This is a genomic window from Planktothrix prolifica NIVA-CYA 540, assembly GCF_963864145.1.
GTDB lineage: Bacteria > Cyanobacteriota > Cyanobacteriia > Cyanobacteriales > Microcoleaceae > Planktothrix > Planktothrix agardhii.
On sequence record NZ_CAWLTW010000001.1, the window covers coordinates 1,067,688 to 1,088,054 of the forward strand.

Annotated in this window: 11 protein-coding genes; 8 read left to right on the top strand and 3 right to left on the bottom strand. The window is 39.6% G+C overall.

The genetic code is table 11. The features are described 5' to 3' along the window. Positions 1 to 87 precede the first annotated feature (87 nt). The 5 genes from AC559H_RS04990 (at position 88) to tuf (ending at position 11,955) form a co-directional block, all read left to right on the top strand. Positions 88 to 4,020, top strand: coding sequence for an Eco57I restriction-modification methylase domain-containing protein (locus AC559H_RS04990; RefSeq protein WP_148292195.1), 3,933 nt, complete (start codon positions 88 to 90; stop codon positions 4,018 to 4,020). A 156-nt stretch (positions 4,021 to 4,176) separates the two neighbouring features. Then, on the top strand, positions 4,177 to 4,752 hold the full coding sequence (locus tag AC559H_RS04995; RefSeq protein WP_026793906.1) for a Uma2 family endonuclease: 576 nt from the start codon (positions 4,177 to 4,179) through the stop codon (positions 4,750 to 4,752). 48 nt (positions 4,753 to 4,800) lie between these two features. Then, complete coding sequence (locus AC559H_RS05000; protein ID WP_026793907.1) at positions 4,801 to 10,167, top strand: DEAD/DEAH box helicase; 5,367 nt, start codon at positions 4,801 to 4,803, stop codon at positions 10,165 to 10,167. Between the two features lie 23 nt (positions 10,168 to 10,190). Then, positions 10,191 to 10,382 carry a hypothetical protein gene (locus tag AC559H_RS05005; protein WP_026793908.1) on the top strand — a complete coding sequence of 64 codons (192 nt, stop codon included), beginning with the start codon at positions 10,191 to 10,193 and terminating at the stop codon, positions 10,380 to 10,382. A gap of 391 nt (positions 10,383 to 10,773) precedes the next feature. After that, positions 10,774 to 11,955, top strand: coding sequence for an elongation factor Tu (gene tuf, locus AC559H_RS05010; RefSeq protein WP_431602505.1), 1,182 nt, complete (start codon positions 10,774 to 10,776; stop codon positions 11,953 to 11,955). A 357-nt stretch (positions 11,956 to 12,312) separates the two neighbouring features. Here the strand turns inward: tuf and ltrA are convergent, their stop codons facing one another. The 3 genes from ltrA to AC559H_RS05025 form a co-directional block, all read right to left on the bottom strand. Continuing rightward, positions 12,313 to 13,986 (bottom strand): group II intron reverse transcriptase/maturase, encoded by a 1,674-nt coding sequence (ltrA, locus tag AC559H_RS05015; RefSeq protein ID WP_026796177.1) that lies wholly within the window; start codon positions 13,984 to 13,986, stop codon positions 12,313 to 12,315. Positions 13,987 to 14,672: 686 nt separating this feature from the next. Continuing rightward, on the bottom strand, positions 14,673 to 14,972 hold the full coding sequence (locus AC559H_RS05020) for a hypothetical protein (protein WP_042158673.1): 300 nt from the start codon (positions 14,970 to 14,972) through the stop codon (positions 14,673 to 14,675). A 43-nt stretch (positions 14,973 to 15,015) separates the two neighbouring features. Continuing rightward, positions 15,016 to 15,318, bottom strand: a complete 303-nt coding sequence (locus AC559H_RS05025) for a hypothetical protein (RefSeq protein ID WP_026793910.1) — start codon at positions 15,316 to 15,318, stop codon at positions 15,016 to 15,018. 194 nt (positions 15,319 to 15,512) lie between these two features. On the opposite strand from AC559H_RS05025, the gene AC559H_RS05030 reads away from it, so the two are divergent. The 3 genes from AC559H_RS05030 to AC559H_RS05040 all read left to right on the top strand — a co-directional run bounded on the left by AC559H_RS05030 (position 15,513) and on the right by AC559H_RS05040 (position 20,270). After that, on the top strand, positions 15,513 to 16,202 hold the full coding sequence (locus tag AC559H_RS05030) for a methyltransferase domain-containing protein (protein ID WP_026793911.1): 690 nt from the start codon (positions 15,513 to 15,515) through the stop codon (positions 16,200 to 16,202). A 718-nt stretch (positions 16,203 to 16,920) separates the two neighbouring features. Next, a complete protein-coding gene (locus AC559H_RS05035) occupies positions 16,921 to 19,518 on the top strand; it encodes an nSTAND1 domain-containing NTPase (RefSeq protein ID WP_026798448.1) in 2,598 nt (865 codons plus the stop codon). A gap of 50 nt (positions 19,519 to 19,568) precedes the next feature. After that, complete coding sequence (locus AC559H_RS05040) at positions 19,569 to 20,270, top strand: hypothetical protein (RefSeq protein ID WP_026793914.1); 702 nt, start codon at positions 19,569 to 19,571, stop codon at positions 20,268 to 20,270. Positions 20,271 to 20,367 lie beyond the last annotated feature (97 nt).

The window sequence follows — 20,367 nt, forward strand, 5'->3', positions numbered from 1 at the left end:
TAGCCCTTAATAAGATGCGCTGAAGCGCAACAACGCGCAACAACGCACAACAACATAAAAAATGACCTTGTTTATGGAGTCTAAATTATGACTACTTTAACCGGAATCCAAATTGAAGGAAATTTAATTGCTCTTGATTTGACCATTGATATTGTCTCAAGGGATTTCAAGGGTCAGTTACCTGAAAATTTTGGCTTAAGTTCCAGTCAAAAGTTAGAAGATGAAATTGCCTTTGCTTGGGGAGAAGCGAAGGATTTATGGAATATTTTTCAACGCCGTTTAAGTCGAGATAATACGGAAACAGCCACTAGCATCACCCGTGAATATTGGGCAGTTCCGTTATTAAAATTATTAGGATATAACCCGATTTATCAACCGAAAGCTGAAATTGTTGATGAACAAACCTTCGCTATTTCCCATCGGGTTGAGGAGGGAGAAAATCAACCGCCGATTCATATTATTGGCTGTCGGACTACTTTAGAAAAACGTCCTCCTTCTGGCACTCCTCGACTCTCAGCCCATGGGTTAATGCAGGAATATTTAAACCGTACTGAGCATTTATGGGGAATTGTTACTAATGGGTTACGCTGGCGGTTGTTGCGAGATTGTTCTTTAATGACTCGTTTAACTTATCTTGAGTTTGATTTAGAACAGATTCTTAATGGGGAAAATTTTGCTGAATTTGGGTTATTTTATCGGTTATTTCACCGGACTAGATTACCCCAAGGAATTGAGGATACGGATGAATGTTTATTGGAGTTTTATCACCAGGAAACCTTACAACAAGGGGGACGGGTACGGGATAGGTTACGCGATGGGGTGGAACGGGCAATTATTAGGTTAGGAACGGGGTTTTTACAACATCAACAGAATCAAAGTTTACGGCAATTAATTGAAGAAAATCAGTTAATTTCTAAGGACTTTTATCGGTTATTATTGTTTTTAATTTATCGGTTATTATTTTTAATGGTGGCAGAATCCCGTAATTTATTATTGGCGGGGGAAGATACAGAAAATGTTAGAATTTATCGAGAATATTATAGCATTGAACGGTTAAGAGCTTTAGCAGAACGTCCGAGTTATCGCCGCGAAGGATTTCAGGATATTTGGCAAGGTTTGATTGTAACTTTTGCCTTATTTAATGAGAATTGGCGGGGTGAGGTGTTAGGGTTATCGCCTTTGAATGGGGATTTATTTGGGGAGAAAACTTTAAAAATATTAGAAGGTTGTGCGATTGATAACCATGATTTATTGATATCAATTCGGGAGTTATCTTTATATGAAAATAAGGGACAATTACGACGGGTGAATTATGGGGCGTTGAATGTGGAGGAATTGGGGAGTGTATATGAAAGTTTATTAGATTTTACGCCTCAATTTAGACAACAAAATGGGGTGTATGAGTTTGTTTTAGTAATAGGAAGTGATAGGAAAACTACCGGGTCTTATTATACGCCTCCTGAGTTAGTAGCACAATTGATTAAGAGTGCTTTGGAACCTGTAATTGAGGAAAAATTGCGCTCGTTGTTGTCGCCGTTGTTGCGCTTTAGCGCAGAAGAAGGGGCTAAAGCCCAACAACAGGAAGAAGCTTTATTAAGTTTAAAAGTCTGTGACCCCGCTTGTGGGTCGGGTCATTTTTTATTAGCGGCGGCGAGAAGAATTGGTAAGGAATTAGCTATTATTAGAACGGGTGAATCTCAACCCGCACCTGAAGCTTTAAGACAGGCGATTAGAGATGTTGTTCAACATTGTATTTATGGGGTGGATTTGAACCCGTTGGCGGTGGATTTATGCAAGGTGGCGTTATGGATAGAGGGGTTTTGTAAGGGTTTACCTTTGAACTTTTTAGACCATAGAATTAAATGCGGTAATTCTTTGGTGGGGGTGTTGGATATTTCCTGTTTAGATGAGGGGATACCGGATGATGCTTTTAAGGCGGTGACGGGAGATGATAAGAAGTTATCGACTTTATTTAAAACTCGGAATAAGAAAGAACGAAAAGATTTAGAAACGGGTCAAATTCCTTTGAATTTTGTTGATTTAGAAACCGGACGCAGTGAATATATAGAAAAATGGCGAGAGTTTGCGGAAATACCGGAAACTACACCAAAGGAAATTAAGCAAAAACAAAGTCAATATCAACAAAATCATAGTGAAAATAATCTGGGTTGGTGGCGTGATTTTTCGGCTTGTAATTTATGGACGGCGGCGTTTTTTATGGGTTTAACTGAACAGAATTTACAGTTATTACCAACTACGGAGGCGTTAAAACAGTTATTAGGTGGAAATCCGGTAACTCAAAGGTTGGTTGATGCGGCGAACAAGTTGGCGGAAGAAAAGCGGTTTTTTCATTGGTGTTTGGAGTTTCCTGATGTGTTTGAACAAACTTCGTTATTGGGCGTTAACCCTCAAGAAGATGCGCTGAAGCGCAACAACGGGTTTGATTGTGTTTTGGGTAATCCTCCTTGGGAACAATTGCAATTTGATCCCAGGGAATTTTTTACTATTCATGATGCGAAAATTTCACAAGCTCCAAACATGGCAGCAAGAGATAAAATGATTGCTAAATTAAAAACTCTAAATTCTAGCTTATATGCTGAATTTGAGTTGGAAAAACATAATATTGATGCTTACCAAAAATTCATCCATTCTGCTAATCGGTTTCCTTTAACAAGTTTTGGACGCATTAATTTATATTCATTATTTTCTGAACTTGGAAAAAATATTTTATCATTAAATGGTAGAGCAGGTGTTATAGTACCAACTGGAATTGCAACAGATTCTTTTAACCAATACTTTTTTGCTGATTTGATTAAATCTCAACGGTTAGCAAGTCTAACAGGTTTTGAAAATGAAGCTTTTATTTTTTCTGCGGTTCACCACGCTTTTAAATTTTGTACTCTAGCCATTACAGGTAATGCTGCAAAAATTACGCAAGCTGATTTTACATTTTATTGTCGATATTTTTCAGATATCAATAACTTACAACGTCGGTTTACTCTGACAGCGCAAGAAATCGCCCTTATTAACCCAAATACTAAAACTTGTCCTATCTTTCGGACTCGTCAAGATGCAGAATTAACAAAAAAAATCTATCAATATGTGCCTGTTTTAGAAAATGAAGCAACTGGGGTGAACCCTTGGGGTATTTCATTTATGATCATGTTTATGATGAATACTGATAGCGGTTTATTTGAAAATGAAGCAGGAGAAAATTTATTGCCTTTATATGAAGCTAAAATGTTTCATCAATTTGATCATCGTTTTTCGACTTATGAAGGTGCAACACAAGCCAATTTAAACGCTGGAAATTTACCTCAAACTACTCCCGAAATGAAACAAGATTTTAATTTTAATGTTACTCCTCGTTACTGGGTTGATAAAAAAGAAGTTGAAAATAAATTAGCTGATAAATGGGATAAAAAATGGTTGTTAGGTTTTAGACGTATTACTAATGCAACTAGCGAACGTACAGCAATATTTAGTTTATTACCTCAAATCGCGCTTGGCGATAGTGCATTTATAATGTTTCCAACATCAAACAGTGTGCCTTTAATAGCCTGTTTATATGGATGTTTAAATAGTTTAATATTTGACTTTGTAACTCGTCAAAAAGCAGGAGGAAATAACTTTAACTTTTTCATTGTTAAACAACTCCCCATCATTCCCCCCGACTGGTACACCCCAGAAGATATCGAATTTATAAGCAGTCGAGTCATTGAACTCGTTTACACCGCTTATGATATGAAACCCTTTGCAGAAGATATGGGATATGACGGAGAACCGTTTATTTGGGATGAAGAAAGACGGGCAAAATTAAGAGCCGAACTTGATGCTAAATATGCCAAATTATACGGTTTAACCCGTGATGAACTGCGCTATATTCTCGACCCTGCGGATATTTATGGCGATGAATTTCCCAGTGAAACCTTCCGAGTTCTGAAAAATAAGGAAATCAATAAATATGGAGAATATCGCACCCAAAGATTAGTATTAGAAGCCTGGGATAAAATAACATAACCGTTGTTGCGCCGTTGTTGCGCCGTTGTTGCGCTTCAGCGCAATCTTCTTAATCAAGAGGGGCTAAAGCCCAACAACGAATTAAATTAAAGTTGGGAAATATGTTAGGCTTTTGATAGGTTTAGTTTTAATCACCATTATCAAGGAGATAAAAACATGACAGCATTAATTTTAAACAATCCAGAAATCATCCCAATTACCGATGAACAATTTTATCAACTTTGTGTCGCAAACCGTGAATTAAAATTAGAACGAACTGCTAAAGGAGACTTAGTTATTATGCCACCCACCGGAGGCGAAACCAGTAAGCGCAATTCAGATATTAACCTAGATTTGGGTTTGTGGAATCGGCAAACTAAATTAGGAATAACCTTCGACTCATCGGGGGGATTTATACTTCCTAATGGGGCTAATTTTTCTCCTGATGCAGCTTGGATACCTTTAGCTAAATGGGAATCACTGACGACAGAACAAAAAAACAAATTTTTGCCCTTATCCCCCGATTTTATCATAGAATTGCGATCGCCTAGCGATTCTTTAAAACCCCTACAGGACAAAATGCAGGAATATATTGATAATGGTACTCGTTTAGGTTGGTTAATTAACCCCCAAAACCGCCAAGTCGAAATTTATCGTCAGGGACAAGAAAAGGAAATTTTAGAAAATCCCCCAACCTTATCGGGAGAAGATGTTTTACCTGGATTTGTTTTAAACCTTCAATTAATAATGTAGGGATAATTTATGAATTACCCCTACATTTATTATTTTCAATAAATTACTATGAAAATTCCCATCAGACTTAAAGATTTATTACAACAACCCTTAGTTGCTATCTCAGCCACTAGCCCTTTAATTGGTTTAAAAACGGTACAATTAGATTGTACAGAAGTTGAATCCTTAACCGATGAACAACTAGAAGCCTTATTTTCTAGTATTCCTGAAGATTGGGATTTTGCCAAACTTAGTGAAGTCTTCGATAGTAATACACTAACCGAAAATTTTACACAACAACTGGTTAACTATCTTAACAAACGATTAGGATTATCAGATAATTCTCCTTCACAACCCGAAAACAGTTCGGCTTCTAATTTAGATCATCTGAGCTTAAAACCTACAACCAATTTAGATATTTTTGAACTCCGAGAACAAGTTATTTCCGATTATCGCAATTATATTGAAAGTTTCTTAAAAATCAGAGATTCTAAAATTAAAACCTTTATTCAAAACGAACTCGATAAAGGTCAGCTTTGGAAAGATCCTTTAGTGCAAATTAATCCCGCCTATAAACAAAGTGCTAGTATTGAAACCTTAATTCAACAAAATATTTTACATCCCGACTGTAAACGCTATTTTCCTAATTATAGATTTTACTATCATCAAGAACAAGCCTTTCGCCGTGCTAAACAACAAATTCCTTATGTATTAACAACAGGAACAGGTTCAGGAAAAAGTTTAACCTACGTTGTGCCAATTATTAGTTATTTACTCCAAAATCCTCATCAACAAGGATTACAGGCAATTCTAGTTTATCCCATGAATGCCTTAATTAATTCCCAAGCTGAAGAATTTAATAAATTTTTAGAAAAGGTTCCTAATTGTTTTATTCAGGTCAAAAAATATACAGGTCAAGAAAGCTTAAAGGAAAAATCAGAAATTCAAAATCATCCGCCCCATATTCTGCTCACCAATTATGTGATGTTAGAATTAATGTTAACTCGGATTTATGAAAACTCCCTCGTCAGTTCACCGGAATTAAAATTTTTAGTCTTAGATGAACTCCACACCTATCGAGGTAGACAAGGCGCTGATGTTGCTGTGGTTATTCGCAAATTAAGACAACGTTGTGGGCAAAATTTTCTCTGTATTGGGACTTCTGCTACTATGTCCACAGAAGGAAATCGTAGTAGTCGCCGTCAAACCGTTGCTGAGGTAGCGAGTAAATTATTTGGAGTCGAAATTAAACCCGATAACGTTATTGATGAAACCCTAGAAAAAGCCATTCAACGACCCTATCCGACTATTCAAGAACTACAAAATAGTTTAACTGCTGGGTTGCCCCCGGAAACAGAAAAAACCTTAGAAGCATTTAAACAACATCCCCTCAGTGCTTGGATAGAAATGCAGTTAGGACTTAAAGAAGAAGACGGTCATTTAGTGCGAAGAACTCCTATTTCTCTACAAACAGGCGCTCAACAATTAGCTCAGGAATTGAGTTTTTCTCCTGAAATTTGCCTTGATATTCTTAAACAAATGCTGTTATGGGGAAGTCAGACCAAAGGAATGGCATTTCGGCTCCATCAGTTCATCTCCCAGGGGGGAAGTGTGTACGCTACCTTAGAAGCCCCTGACCAACGGTTTCTCACCTTAGAAGGACAATATACCACCACCAACAACCGCTTACTGTATCCGTTGGTTTTCTGTCGGGATTGTGGCCAGGAATATTACGCCGTGCGTTACGATAACAATATCGAACAAGTCACGCCGTTATTAGCCGCCAGTCTGGATACAGAACCCGATAGTGATATTCAAGAAGGATATCTCACCCTCGATGAAGAGGGACTCTGGGAAAGGGACGACCAAGACCGTTTACCTGATAGTTGGTTTAAGGTGACAAAAAAACGCGGACGGGAACCCAAACCAGAGTATCAAAAATTTATTCCTCAAAAGTTATTTGTATTTCCAGATGGACGAGTTAGCCACTTAGGAATTGCTAAAGATTCAGAGAAGCCTACCGCTTGTTGGTTTGTGCCAAAACCGTTTTTAACTTGTTTAAATTGTGGTGTTGTTCATGACCGCAAAAAGAACGAATTTACTAAATTAGCCCGTCTGAGTTCAGAAGGTCGCAGTACCGCTACAACGTTATTATGTTTATCAACAGTCAGCCGTTTAAAAGATTGTTCGGCTATTAACCCCACATCCGCTAAAGTATTAAGTTTTACCGATAACCGTCAAGATGCTTCCCTACAAGCTGGACATTTTAATGATTTTGTCCAAACCAGTTTTTTAAGGTCTAGTTTATATAGTGCATTACAAGCTAAACAAGTTTTAACTCATCAAGATTTAGCGATAGAAGTTGTTAATAAAATGAAGTTAACTCAGGAAGATTATGCTCAACAGGTTAGTGATTATAGCGATCGCAATCAGCAAGCCTTTCAGCATTTAATTGAATATCGGCTTTATGAAGATTTACGCCGAGGATGGCGAATTGTGCAACCGAATTTAGAGCAATGTGGTTTATTAGCCATTGAATATTCTAATTTAGAAAACCAATGTAAAAACCCTCAATTGTGGCAAAAATTTCCTGATTCTATTTTATTACAAGCCACTCCAGAACAACGTTTTACCGTGATTAAAACTTTTCTTGACCAACTGCGCCGCGAGTTAGTAATTGATGTTGAGTTATTACAACCTCAAGAAACGGATAAGTTAAAAAGAGAAGTTAATCAAGCATTGAAAGAACCTTGGACAATTGACCTCAATCAAGTATTACATGAAGCGAGAGTTGCAACATTAGTTTCAGGAACAAATCAAAATAAAGGTAAAAATAAAACTCAGGTCAAACTAACATCAAACAGTAAACTCGGTCGTTTCTTACGCTCAGACCGTGCATGGCCCTGGTTAAACGTGAATTTATCAGAACCCGAATATGAGCGTTTAATTAAAGCTTTTGTTAATATTCTCTGTGATTCAGGGTTTCTCAAAAGAAATGGGGATGAAGTTCAGTTACAGGTTAGTTGTATGCTCTGGAAAGCTCAACAACTCTCTCAACTTTCTCCTGATATTTTAACGGCTAAACGGCTACAAGGAAGCGAACTAACGTTGATAGATGCTAATTTGTTCTTTCAGAAATTTTATCAACAGAATGCTCAAACAATTAGCACAATGGAAGGGCGAGAACATACAGGTCAAGTTAATAATGAAAACCGTCAAAAACGAGAAAATAAGTTTCGTCAGGGAGACTTAGCCGCCTTATTCTGTTCTCCAACAATGGAATTAGGAATTGATATTGCTGACCTCAGCGTGGTGCATTTGCGAAATGTTCCCCCCTCTCCCGCCAATTATGCTCAACGCAGTGGACGAGCCGGACGCAGTGGACAACCTGCTTTAGTGATTACCTATGCTGCGGCCGGAAGTGGACATGATCAATATTTCTACCATCGTCAACCCCAAATGGTTGCCGGGGTTGTCGCACCGCCTAAATTAGAGTTAGGAAATCAGGATTTAATTCAATCTCATATTTATTCCTTATGGTTAGCTTATACGGGGGCTGATTTAGGGGATTCAATGAATCAAATTCTGGATTTGGATTTACCCAACTATCCGCTTAAAGATAGCTTAAAACTGCAATTAACGTTAACCCCTCAAACCTTAAATAAGTGTTTACAAGCCGCAGAAATCATTTTAGCAGATGTTTTCTGTCAAGGAGATTTGAATAAAGCCCGTTGGTATTCAAGGGATTGGTTAAAATTGACTTTAGATAATGCTTTAACAACTTTTGATAAAGCTTTTGATAGATGGCGGTTATTGTATCAAGAAGCGGTTAAACAGTTAGAAGATGCTCGAAATACAATAGACCGTTCTCGTGGTGGAGGAATTACCCAAGAAGAACGTCAGAAAGCTGAAAATGCCCAACGGGAAGCTCAACGACAAATTGATTTACTGATAGGTCAATCTAATTCTCAGTCTGGGGTTAGTAATTTTGAGTTTTATCCCTATCGTTATTTAGCTTCTGAAGGGTTTTTACCAGGGTTTAATTTCCCTCGTCTTCCGGTTCGGGCGTTTATTCCTTCTGGGAATGATAGCGATTTTCTATCCCGTCCCCGGGTTGTGGCAATTCGAGAATTTGCCCCTCGGAATATTGTTTATTATGAAGGGAATAAATTTCAAATTGTTAAATCAAAAATTCCGGTTAGTGGTTTAGAATTTAATCAAGTTGCTACTTGTTTTAAGTGTGGTTATTTTCACGAAGGAACTCAAGCGAACCAAGATAATTGTGATAATTGTGGCTCACGATTAACCCCAAATTCATCAGGAACTCCCGCTTATTTAGCTAAAGTCTTAAAAATGGATACGGCTTTCACCCAACGGCGGGAACGAATTACCTGTGATGAGGAAGAACGGTTAAAATATGGCTATGATGTTACGACTCATTTTCGCTATGCCAATCAACGCCAAGATTTAGCTCAAGTTGTTGCTGATGATGGCACAGAACTTTTGAAACTGACCTATGGAGAAACGGCTGAACTGTTGAGAATTAATCGCGGATTACGTCGAACCGGAGAACGAGGGTTTAAGTTAGATTTAAAAACCGGGTATTGGGGAGATTCTACAACAGAAAATATACCCCCAGGGCAATTGCAGACCGAAGTTAGTTTAACGGTTTCTGATACGTCTAATATTTTAATTATTAAACCTGTTCAGTTACCAACTCAGGATACTGAAGGTTATCTAGCTTCTCTACAATTTGCCTTATCCCGGGCAATTCAAGCGGTTTATAAGTTAGAAGAAGATGAGCTTTCTTGTGAACGAGTCGGAGAAGAAAACTATTTATTATTTTGGGAAGCCTCAGAAGGCGGTGCTGGGGTTCTCTCTCAGATTTTAGATAATCCTTTATCTTTCCAAACTTTGGCTGAAGCTGCATTAGAGATTTGTCATTTTAAACAACCAAAACCCAGTTGTACAAATGCTTGTTATGAGTGTTTATTATCCTATCGCAATCAGTTTGATCACCCCTTACTCAATCGTCATTTAATTCGAGATACCTTAGAAAAATTAACCCATAGCACCTTAAACCGTTCTTCTGGTATACTTTCCCGTGATGAAGAATATCAACAGTTACTCGCTCAAACTGACCCCAATTCTGAGTTAGAGCGTGTTGTCTTAAAAGCTATCTATGACCGAGGAATGAAGTTACCCGATGCGGCTCAATTCTTTTTTCCTGAAGCGAATTTAAAACCGGATTTTGTTTATCATCAAGCTAAAATTGTTCTATTCTGTGATGGTTCTGTTCATGACCATCCTGAACGTCGAAAACAAGATAAAGTTGATCGAGAAAATTTTCAGTTTGATTCGGGTTATACCGTCATTGTTATTCGTTATGATGATGATTTAGAAGCAAAGTTAAAGGAATTATTGGCTCAGATTTGAAGATAAATTAAATCAGTAAACTCATGACAAATCCCAAACTGCCTAAACCGCCCCTTCCCTCCGGTCAACCCAATCCTTCCTTGAATGAATTAGTAGCGATTAAGAGCGAGTTGAAAAAACTGAATCAGAAAGTGTTAGAGATTGAAGGAGCATTTTCTAAACCCAACCGAAAAGTCAAATTTAATTTACCTGACTTCTTAAAAACCTACTCTTAATTTGTTAGCTTTTCTATTTCACACGGTTTTACAGTTGATAGATTCTAGTTATCAAGAGATTCGGCGTAAGCGTGGTAATCGTAGAGGATTCTTTCAAGATATTCTCTCTCTTACCAAGTACTTTCTCTTTAAAAGTTGGCAACATTTAATCGAATGCTTGGGGATACTCCTGTGTTTGCAGATTCGTGTTAATTTTACTTCCAGTATTGTGTATCTTTTGTTACCGTTTTGAATTTGGAATTGCTTGAAAATCCTTGAAGTTATTGACGGCAAATATATTTTAGGGTTATACTTTCAAAGTGATTGTTGATTGAATAAAAGTCCGACTGTATTACAATTCAATCGATATTCTTGTTGAGTCAACGGAAGGGAAAAAAATTAAGGATTAATCATGAGAGAAAAATTTGAACGCTCAAAGCCGCAAGTTAGCGTTGGCACTATCGGTCATATAAATCACGGTAAAACTACACTCACCACTGCCATTACTACTGTTCTTGCCAAGACTTATGGTGGTAATGCACTATCTTTCGAGCAAATCGATAATGCCCCAGAAGAAAGAGAGTGCGGTATCAGTATCAATACTTCTCATGTAGAGTACAATACTCCATCACGTCATTATAGTCACGTTGACTGCCCAAGTCACTCTGATTATATAAAAAATATGATCACGGGTGCTGCTCAGATGGATGGTGCAATTCTGGTTGTTACAGCAACCGATGGACCAATGCCAGAAACCCGTGAGCAAATCTTGCTGGCGCGTCAAATTGGTATTCCCTATATCATTGTCTTCCTCAATAAATGTGATCTGGTTGATGATGAAGATCTACTGGAACTAGTTGAAATGCAAGTGCGTGAGCTGTTATCTCAGTACGATTACCCAGGTGATGATCTCCCAGTTGTCCGTGGTTCTGCACTGAAAGCTCTGGAAGGCGTAGCAGAATGGGAGGCGAAAGTTATCGAGCTGGCTGGCTTCCTCGATAGTTACATTCCAGAGCCTGAACGTGATATTGACAAGCCATTTCTTTTGCCCATTGAAGATGTGTTATCCGTTTCTGGTCGTGGAACGGTGGTTTATGGTCGAGCCGAACGCGGCATCATTAAAGTAGGCGATGAAGTTGAAATCGTTGGGATTAAGGACACTGTTAAATCAACCTGTACTGGTGTTGAAATGTTCAGAAAACTCCTCTATGAAGGTCGTGTTGGTGAAAACGTAGGAGTTCTGCTGCGTGGTATCAAGCGTGAAGATATTGAGCGTGGTCAGATTTTAGCCAAGCCAGGTAGCATCAAGTCTCACACTACATTTGAATCGGTAGTCTATGTGCTGAGCAAAGAAGAAGGAGGTCGTCATACACCCTTCTTTAAAGGCTATCGTCCAGGGTTCTACTTCCGTACTACGGATATTACTGGCACTATAGAATTACCTGAAGGCGTTGAGATGGTAATGCCTGGAGAAAATATCACAATGAGTGTCACCCTGATTAATCCTGTCGCTATGGAGGAGGGATTGCATTTTACTATTCGTGAAGGTGGTCGTACTGTAGGTGCGGGAGTTGTTTCTCGAATTATTTGTTAGTGCGATCGCTATTATTGTGAGACGTGATTTTTAGGCGATCGCTTCAATGATATATTTTTTATAGGTTTGCTGATTGCTGGGGTGCGACCTCAATATAATACAGTTATTAGGTGTAGCGACCTGCAATTATAAATGCCCAAACCTGCAATCAAGACATTTTCAAACCGGAATTAACTGCAACTATAATTTCATTTGAGCCAGGATTAACTGCAACTGGGCGTAGAAATAGCGAAGCTGACACGAACCGCTACTTTGTCGGGTAGGAAGGCATACGTCGCCGCATCCTTCCCCCCTCAGAACGGCTCGTGACAGTTTCCCATCAAGCCGCTCAAGCCATCTGCAACTCAGAACATTTTCCTAGCGGTGCAGAAGTTGGTGACAAGATTGATGAAGATGAATCAGATTTTCCTCTGCATCAGTTCCACCATGTTTTAGCTGCACGCTGTGATGAGTATGTAGCGGTTCTCCATTAAACAGGTGTTCGTTACAAACTGGGCATCGCCAATTTTGGTTAGTCGCAACTCGATAAAGCTTAGAGCCTTTATCCCAATAAGTTTTGCCGTATCGAGTTTGACGATGAAACCAGTAGTCTGAAAGTGCTGGGTTATCTGGGGATGATGTGCCTTTAACCTTAACGTGACGTTGGATTAGAACATCCGATAGCCAAATCAAGGTTAGAGCCTGCGGTTTACCCCTTCGGTTTAGGACTTGAGTTGTAAAGTTCCAATCTCTACCATGAAGAGTTCGGAAATATTTTTTAGCAACCCATCTTTTCCCTTTTGTAGGATGTCGTCTTAAAGCCCATCTCCACAGAGCCTTCCAAACCTCGTGGTCAATATAGTTAAACACCTGTTTGCTTACTCCCGTTTTATAGTAGTTTCCCCAGCCTCGTAAAATCGGATTAAGATGATAAATCACTGCTTCTGGCTTCACTTGTTTATTAGCTTTTAACCAGTCTCGAATCCCCTGAAGAAAGGTTTTCACTTTCTCCTTTTGAGGTAAGCTATAGCAATGATTCTTGAACCGCCGGATATGAAACCCTAAAAAATTAATACCTTGTTCCACAGAAACAATGTTGGTTTTATCCTGGTTTAATACTAATCCTCTTTCAGCCAGAAAAACTTGGATAACGGGAAGAATAGCTATGATGTCTTCTTGACTTTCTGCTGTTACTAGAAAGTCATCCGCATAGCGAATAAATCCATATTTAGGGGGATGATGCTTTGCTGTTTTATACACTTTAATTTTAGTGTATTTAGATAGCAATCTCTCTAAGCCATCTAGCGCGATATTTGCTAAAAGTGGAGAGATGATACCCCCTTGTGGAACTCCGCTTTCGGTTGCATGAAACATCTTAGCTTCAATGTATCCGGCTTTGAGCCATTGTTTGATTAATTCTCGGCCTGGAACTTGTCCAATTGCTTTGAGAATATAATCATGGCTTAGGTTATCAAATGCTCCTTTAATATCAGCATCTAAAACCCAGGTATCTCTCCCAGAGTGTAATCTTAGCCATGCCTGTTCAATAGCATCATGACAGTTTCTACCGGGACGAAATCCGTAAGAATTCGCTTCAAAGCGAGCTTCCCAGCTTGGCTCTAAAGCGTTTTTCACAAGGGCTTGTGCAATTCGGTCAGTCAGGGTTGGAATTCCTAATGGTCTAAATTTTCCCTTAGCTTTAGGGATGTAAACCCTCTGAGTTGGGCGAACTTTCCATAGAGAGTATTCCTGCATTTTCTGCACTAAATTGAGCCTTTGCTCCGAGGTGGAAGCAATTTGCCCGTCTACACCTGGGGTGTTTTTTCCCTTGTTTTCTTGAGTTACCCGTCGCACGGATACTAATAGGTTGGAGTAACTGCGTAACATCAATTTCATCAGGCTTCTGACCCGATTCCATTGACCGTTCTCAGTAGCACGATAAATCCTCTGTCGCAGATTCCTGACACGCTTCTTAACGGTCTTCCAATCAATGTCAGACCAATTCGTTGGCTGTCTTTGCGCTCCGATGTCTGATGAGACTCTATCTTTCACGCTCTTATTAGGTTTCTTTACGTTGGTTTATCGTTGATGACCTGCCAGAAGTCTGCCGTCTTTCAACGTGAGGTTAAGTTTTCGCCTCTATCTCCCGCATTACCGAGAGCTTTTGCTTCCTCTGGCATCCTTTACCCACTGGATAGTTCCGTCTTCTTTGCAGTTGACCTACTTTGAACAGAGGAAACTGTTCACAGAATCCATTGGGCTTACCATGTTCCATCTACTTGACTATCAACCGTGTTGGGTTCCATCTATACTCCGATGAGCTTTTGTCCTTTCATTGCTGATAAGCGCACCCCAGCAACCCGCTCACTTACCATTTTGGTTAGAGTGTTTCAGCCTGATTTCACTCCTCTGCCAATCACGGAGCTTATAATGGTTCACTTTCGTTAACCCGTCTCGGTCTTTCCCTCCTCCTTCTACCAATTTAGGCTATTAGTAGATTGGACTTTCGTGCCTTGCATTCCACTGATTTCATTACTTACTTTCAGCGTAGGCGGGGTAACGTGACCCTTTTACGTGGGAACAGAGAGAAAGGATTCTCTGGAGAGGACAGCCTCTCAGTCATCAGGCACTGTCGTGCTTAGTAGATGACTTCATGTCGCACGCAGTCAAAAACCTTCTGTAGAAGGCTTTTGAGGTTTATCTTGCACAGTTTTAAACCAATCTTGGCTCAATGCCTATTAATACAATATTTCGGATTCATCTATTTCTTCCCCGTCAATTATTAAAGGAGCACGAGGCAAAGGATCATCCATTACAACCCCGTCGAAGCTCTTAGCCATCTCCGTCGCAATCAGCCAATCAGGGTCGGGAGTCGCAGGGGAATTAAGCCAGAAAAAAGGCGAATCTGGGTCTATTGCGCCCATTTTTTCTATTGCCAACATATTATTAAGGATTTCGGCATAATGTGGGGTTGAAGATGTCCAAACTCCATTCTCAACAACTGCCACTACACCATTGATTTTGATACGATAAGCCATTATCCTCTCCTAAATATAGCCCCAAAATAACCCTTGATTTCAACTACTCAGATGCAGTTTCCTTGGGGTCTTTCGGTTTTTTCTCAAACACTTGAATTGCGGGGTCAGCTAAGACAAAGCCATCGGGAGTAGCTTCTCCCAGCTTCCCAGCAATCGCAGCCACCCACATCGGAAAATTCGCTTGCGCTTCCTCTAGTTTTTTGAACATTTTCGGCTTCACTGTTATTGTGAAGATTCTGCCATCACAGTCAACAATAAATTGCTTCCAGTTATTCTCAACGGTCTGAACATCCGTCGGAAATTCCGTAATTTTAAGGGTTAATTCCAGCTTCCCTGTAACTGCCATATCTTAATGAGGATGATTTCAACACCATCCAGATTGTAAACCCAAACTAGGCAATATTTGAAAGACATAAATACATGACTACTTTACAAAACTTTACGTCGTGATAAATTTTGCGCGTATCTTGTCTTTACCCCGAATAAGTCTTATTATTGAACAGTTCATTTCTAGCCTAATTATTTCTGAGGTAATGCAAAATGCAATGCGGAGTCTGTGGGGGAACAAGCTTTACATTTCAACGAATTTCGTGGGAAAAATTAGCCAATGAATGGCAGCTTTCTCCAGCAGAGGTAGCCTATGTTGATCAGCAGCAAGGCAAAACTTGCGATCAGTGTGGGGCAAATCTTCGCTCTATTGCCTTAGCCAATGCACTTAGGGCATTTATCGGAACCAACTTGACATTGAAAGAGGTTGCGTCTTCTCCTTTAGCCAAAGACCTGGCCATTTTAGAAATCAATCAAGCAGGAACCTTACACCCAATTCTTAAAACTTTTAGTAACCACACCTTTGGAGCTTATCCCGATGTGGATATTCACGCCATTCCCTACGAAGATTCTACTTTCGATGTGGTGATTCATTCTGATACTCTTGAGCATATCAAAAATCCTATTCATGGGTTGCAAGAATGCCGCAGGGTACTCAAACCCAATGGAGGTCTTTGTTTTACGGTTCCTATTATTGTTGGTCGTTTGTCCCGCAATCGTGATGGCCTTACCCCAAGTTTTCACGGAAATTTAGATCGCATGCCCGAAGATTTTGTTGTTCATACCGAATTTGGTGCGGATGCCTGGACTTATATTTTAGAAGCGGGTTTTACGGAGGTTTCTATTCATTCCATTGAGTATCCTGCCGCTATTGCCTTCGTCGCTAAAAATATTAGTAATTAAGGTAAAATATAAAGGGTGATTGCGTAAAATTTATGATCTCGCTAAACTTGTTTTTGCTTGCATCTGTTTAACCAATTGGGACAAAATAAAACTAATTAAAAAATACACGATCGCGGCGAAACTATACATTTCAATTAAACGACTATCTCGTTGGGCAATTTTAGAGGCCGCGCCCAGACCTAATCACAACTTATCTCAATAACAGAATATCAAATTTTGCTATTCTCAGAGATAGCGTTATTATTGTTATGCTATGCAGTGACTGAAAAATCTTCTGTTAGGTGTGATGGCTTCGATTGGTTTTTTCGCAGGTCGTAACTATAGGGTTTGGCTATAGATAGGTGGGCGATCGCCACATAAAAACACAGACTCCTCATATTCTATGTTTTAACCACCAAGGCGGTTGCTGTAATCCGCTATTTGAATGGGGCAAAAAGGGCGCTGATTGCCTTGGTTGAGAAGATTTGGGATAAGTATGCGGTTTCTAGTCGGGAGTTGAAGGCAGAGCGATCGCAAACTTTAACAGAGTTAAATGATTTTTTGGTTAAACTTGGGTATCTAAATTAATTTTTAGATATAGTATACGGATGACAGTATCTTTACTGATTGGTAGTTCCGTTTCACAAAGCTACGTCCTTTCAACCTATGGAAAATTAACATTTTCTATTCAAGTGGCAATCGGGGAAATATGGGCTTCTAAACTGGATGGAGGTGAGAAATGCCAGAACCAACAACTTACGATCTCTTTATTTCCTATGTAGAAGCAGATGAGGCATGGGTAAAGGGATATTTACTAGATGCCTTAACCGATGCCGGAGTAAAAAGTCTCTCTGAGGCAGCTTTTCGGTTAGGTGTTCCTCGTATTCAGGAGTTTCAGCGTGCAATTGAGCAAAGCCGTCGTACACTGCTTGTCATCTCTCCTGCGTATGTCGCAGATGATTTCAACCAGTTTGTTGAGTTACTAGGGCAGTCTTACGGTCAGGATACACAAACATGGCCTGTGATTCCATTAGTGCTGGAGCCAACACCACTGCCACTCCGTCTAAAGGTGCTTGTGGGGCTGGATGCCACAACACCAGAAGACCAAGATGTGGCAGTTGCCCGACTTTGTGCTGATCTAGAACGTTCTAGAGCCTCTTCTTCGATCCCAAAACCGCCTTGCCCTTATCCTGGGATGATGCCATTTCGTGAGGCAGATCAGGAGCGTTTTTTTGGGCGAGAGCAAGAAATCGACGAATTAGTTGAGCGTTTGCGATCGCACCCATTTGTCACCGTAATTGGGCCATCCGGTAGCGGGAAATCCTCCCTAGTATTTGCAGGGCTAATTCCTAAATTAAGACAAAGTGGTTTGTTTGGAGCCGGAAATTGGCGAGTCATCTCAATGCGTCCCGGAACAACTCCTTTGCAAACGTTACAAGCTCTGCTGAGTCATGATTTGAGTGATACGACTGAAGCTGTGGAGCAAGTGCTATTAGCTGAACCCAACAGTCAAAGACTCTTGCTGGTGATCGATCAATTTGAGGAACTGTTTACCCAACCCGGATCAGAAGTCAATCCTTTTCAACAGATCATCCTGAAGTTAGTTGAAATTCCCAAATGCTACATCGTGTTAACGGTACGGGCAGATTTTTACTCAGATTTAATGACTTCTCCATTGTGGCATCAGATTCAACGGAGTCGCATGGAAGTTGTACCCCTTGATGATGTGGGTTTAAGGCAAGCTATTTTGAAACCCGCAGAAAGCGTGGAAGTCTTTATTGAACCTACGCTGGTTGAACGATTGGTTGATGATGCCTCTGGAGAACCCGGTGTATTGCCATTAGTTCAAGAAACGTTGGTGCTCCTGTGGGAACGAATCGAACGTCGCTTTTTACCGTTACGAGCTTATGAAGCATTGGTATTGCCACGTGATGCCTATGGGGGCTTAAGCAAAGGAAATCGCACGGGATTACAAGTTGCGATCGCCCGTCGAGCAGATGCAGCACTCGCCTCTTTGACCATTGACCCAGAAAAGCAGTATGGAATTGCCCGTCGTATTTTTATAAGATTAGTTCACTTTGGAGAGGGGCGTGCAGATACCCGTCGTCGGCAACTTGTCAACGAATTACAAGGCATTGGTGATGATCCTCGATTATTTCAACAAACTTTAGAGCATTTAATTGATTGCCGATTATTAACTTCAGATAAAGATCAAAAAAATTCATCTCTCAAAACTGTAGATATTGCTCACGAAGCTTTAATCTCTGGATGGCCGACTTTGCAACAGTGGATTTCTGAACACCGAGATGCAGAACAAACTCGCAGGCGATTAACCGATAAAGCAAAGGAATGGGAACGGTTGGGCAGGAAAAATGGTGGGTTGTTAGATGCAATTGAAATCTTAGAATCAGAACGTTGGCTTGCAAGTGCAACTGCGATCAATCTCAGTTATGACAAGTTAGTTGAAGACTTCATTCAAGCAAGTCAGAAAGAAGTTTCCAGAACCCAACGAATGAAGAAAATGGTTACAGGTGCAATTTCCATTTTAGGGATTGCTGTTTTAGTTGCATCAGGCATTGTCTGGAAGCAGCAGGTCGAAACAAATAATATGGAAATTATTCTCGATGTACAACTTGGCAATATTAAGCCTGAAACATTAGCTGTGATTTTACCAATCCTCAACACGTATCTTGAAAAAGCGAAGGAAGCTCAGTTTAATACTCGTCAATCGATTAAAGAAAAAAATACCTCAACAGCTTTAGAATCTGAGGAAACGGGGATTCGGTATTCGAGAGCAGCTTTAGATACAATCTTTAGAATTGAAAATTCAAATTTCCGTATTCATGAATTGCAGTTAGAATCAAAAGAGATTAACCGAATTAAAGGTGAGGCTAACGCGATCATGGATGAGTTAATTCTGCCCTACGGGATAAAAAAAATAGAAGATAAATTAAAAAGCAAGCAAATTGGAGATGTAAAAAGTACAACCTATCTTCGCTATGACGAAAAATTTACACCCAATAGTGCTTTAAAGGCAACTTATGAAGTTATTATGATCGATCTAGGAGCAGATATTAACCGTATTGGAACTTTAAGCCCCAATGAAGCTAAACGCATTCCCTGTAACTTGTTGAAAGGGATTGATGAATTGTGGCGAAGGTATACGAATAATCAGTGTGGCTGGTATAGTGCTACACATAACTTGAAAGGAGGTCAATGTACTCAAAATTATCCAGATGACACCCTGACAGCTTTAATCTTTCCTGAAGTTAGTTACGGTTACATCATTAAGCATCTTAACTCTTGTCAAGTTATTAATACTCGAACTGCGAAGTAGTTTCTAAGTAGTCGGTTAAAAGTCAAGTTAAATAAGGAACCTAACTTAATATGCGAAAATTCAACTTTATCTTAACAACGATATTTTTATTAACTCCTCTTTTCTCCTCATTTTGGATTCGCAAAAATCAGAATTTATTGGCTGTTCAAGCTGCTGAAAAATCTGAATGTTTTCCATTTATACCCAGTGTTCAAACGTCTGGACAATATCAGGTCATTGGAGGTAAGGGAGAAATTACAAAAAGCAGCCATCCTAAAGTTGTACCTATCGGGTTGGGAAAGAATTTTCAGATTAGCTCTGGAACTTATAACCCGACCAAGAAACAAATTACGCTTGTTGTTAGGAATAGATATATTAGTATATTTTTAAAGGAACCTCTGGCTGAAAATAAATCAGTTGAGTTTATGGCTCGCCCTTGTGGAAGTGTAGAGACTGGTTCTCCTCGAATCAATAAGTTCATTACCCCTGAATTATTTTTCAGTGAAAGTAATATTGGTCTTCCGTGTAGTTTTCCAGAACAGACTATGGTTTGCTTTTCATTTAAAGGAAAATTAACCAAAAAGAATAATAATGTTCAAGGGACATTTGCTGCTCAAGCAAAATTTGTTTTAACAGATAATCATGATTTTCCAGGGTTTCAAAATTATAAACCTTATCAAGGTTTGGCAGAAGGCAAGTTTTCCTTAAGCTTACAACCCGGTAGAAGCAATAACTTTCCTAATCCTACTGCTCCGATCACAGGTTTGTGGTAAATTTTTAGCTGAAAAGGAGAATTGCTCTGCTGTCTCGTAAGCTAAGGCTAAATGCAAATAAGCTAAGTTTTCCATGATGCACCAGATTCTTGTATTA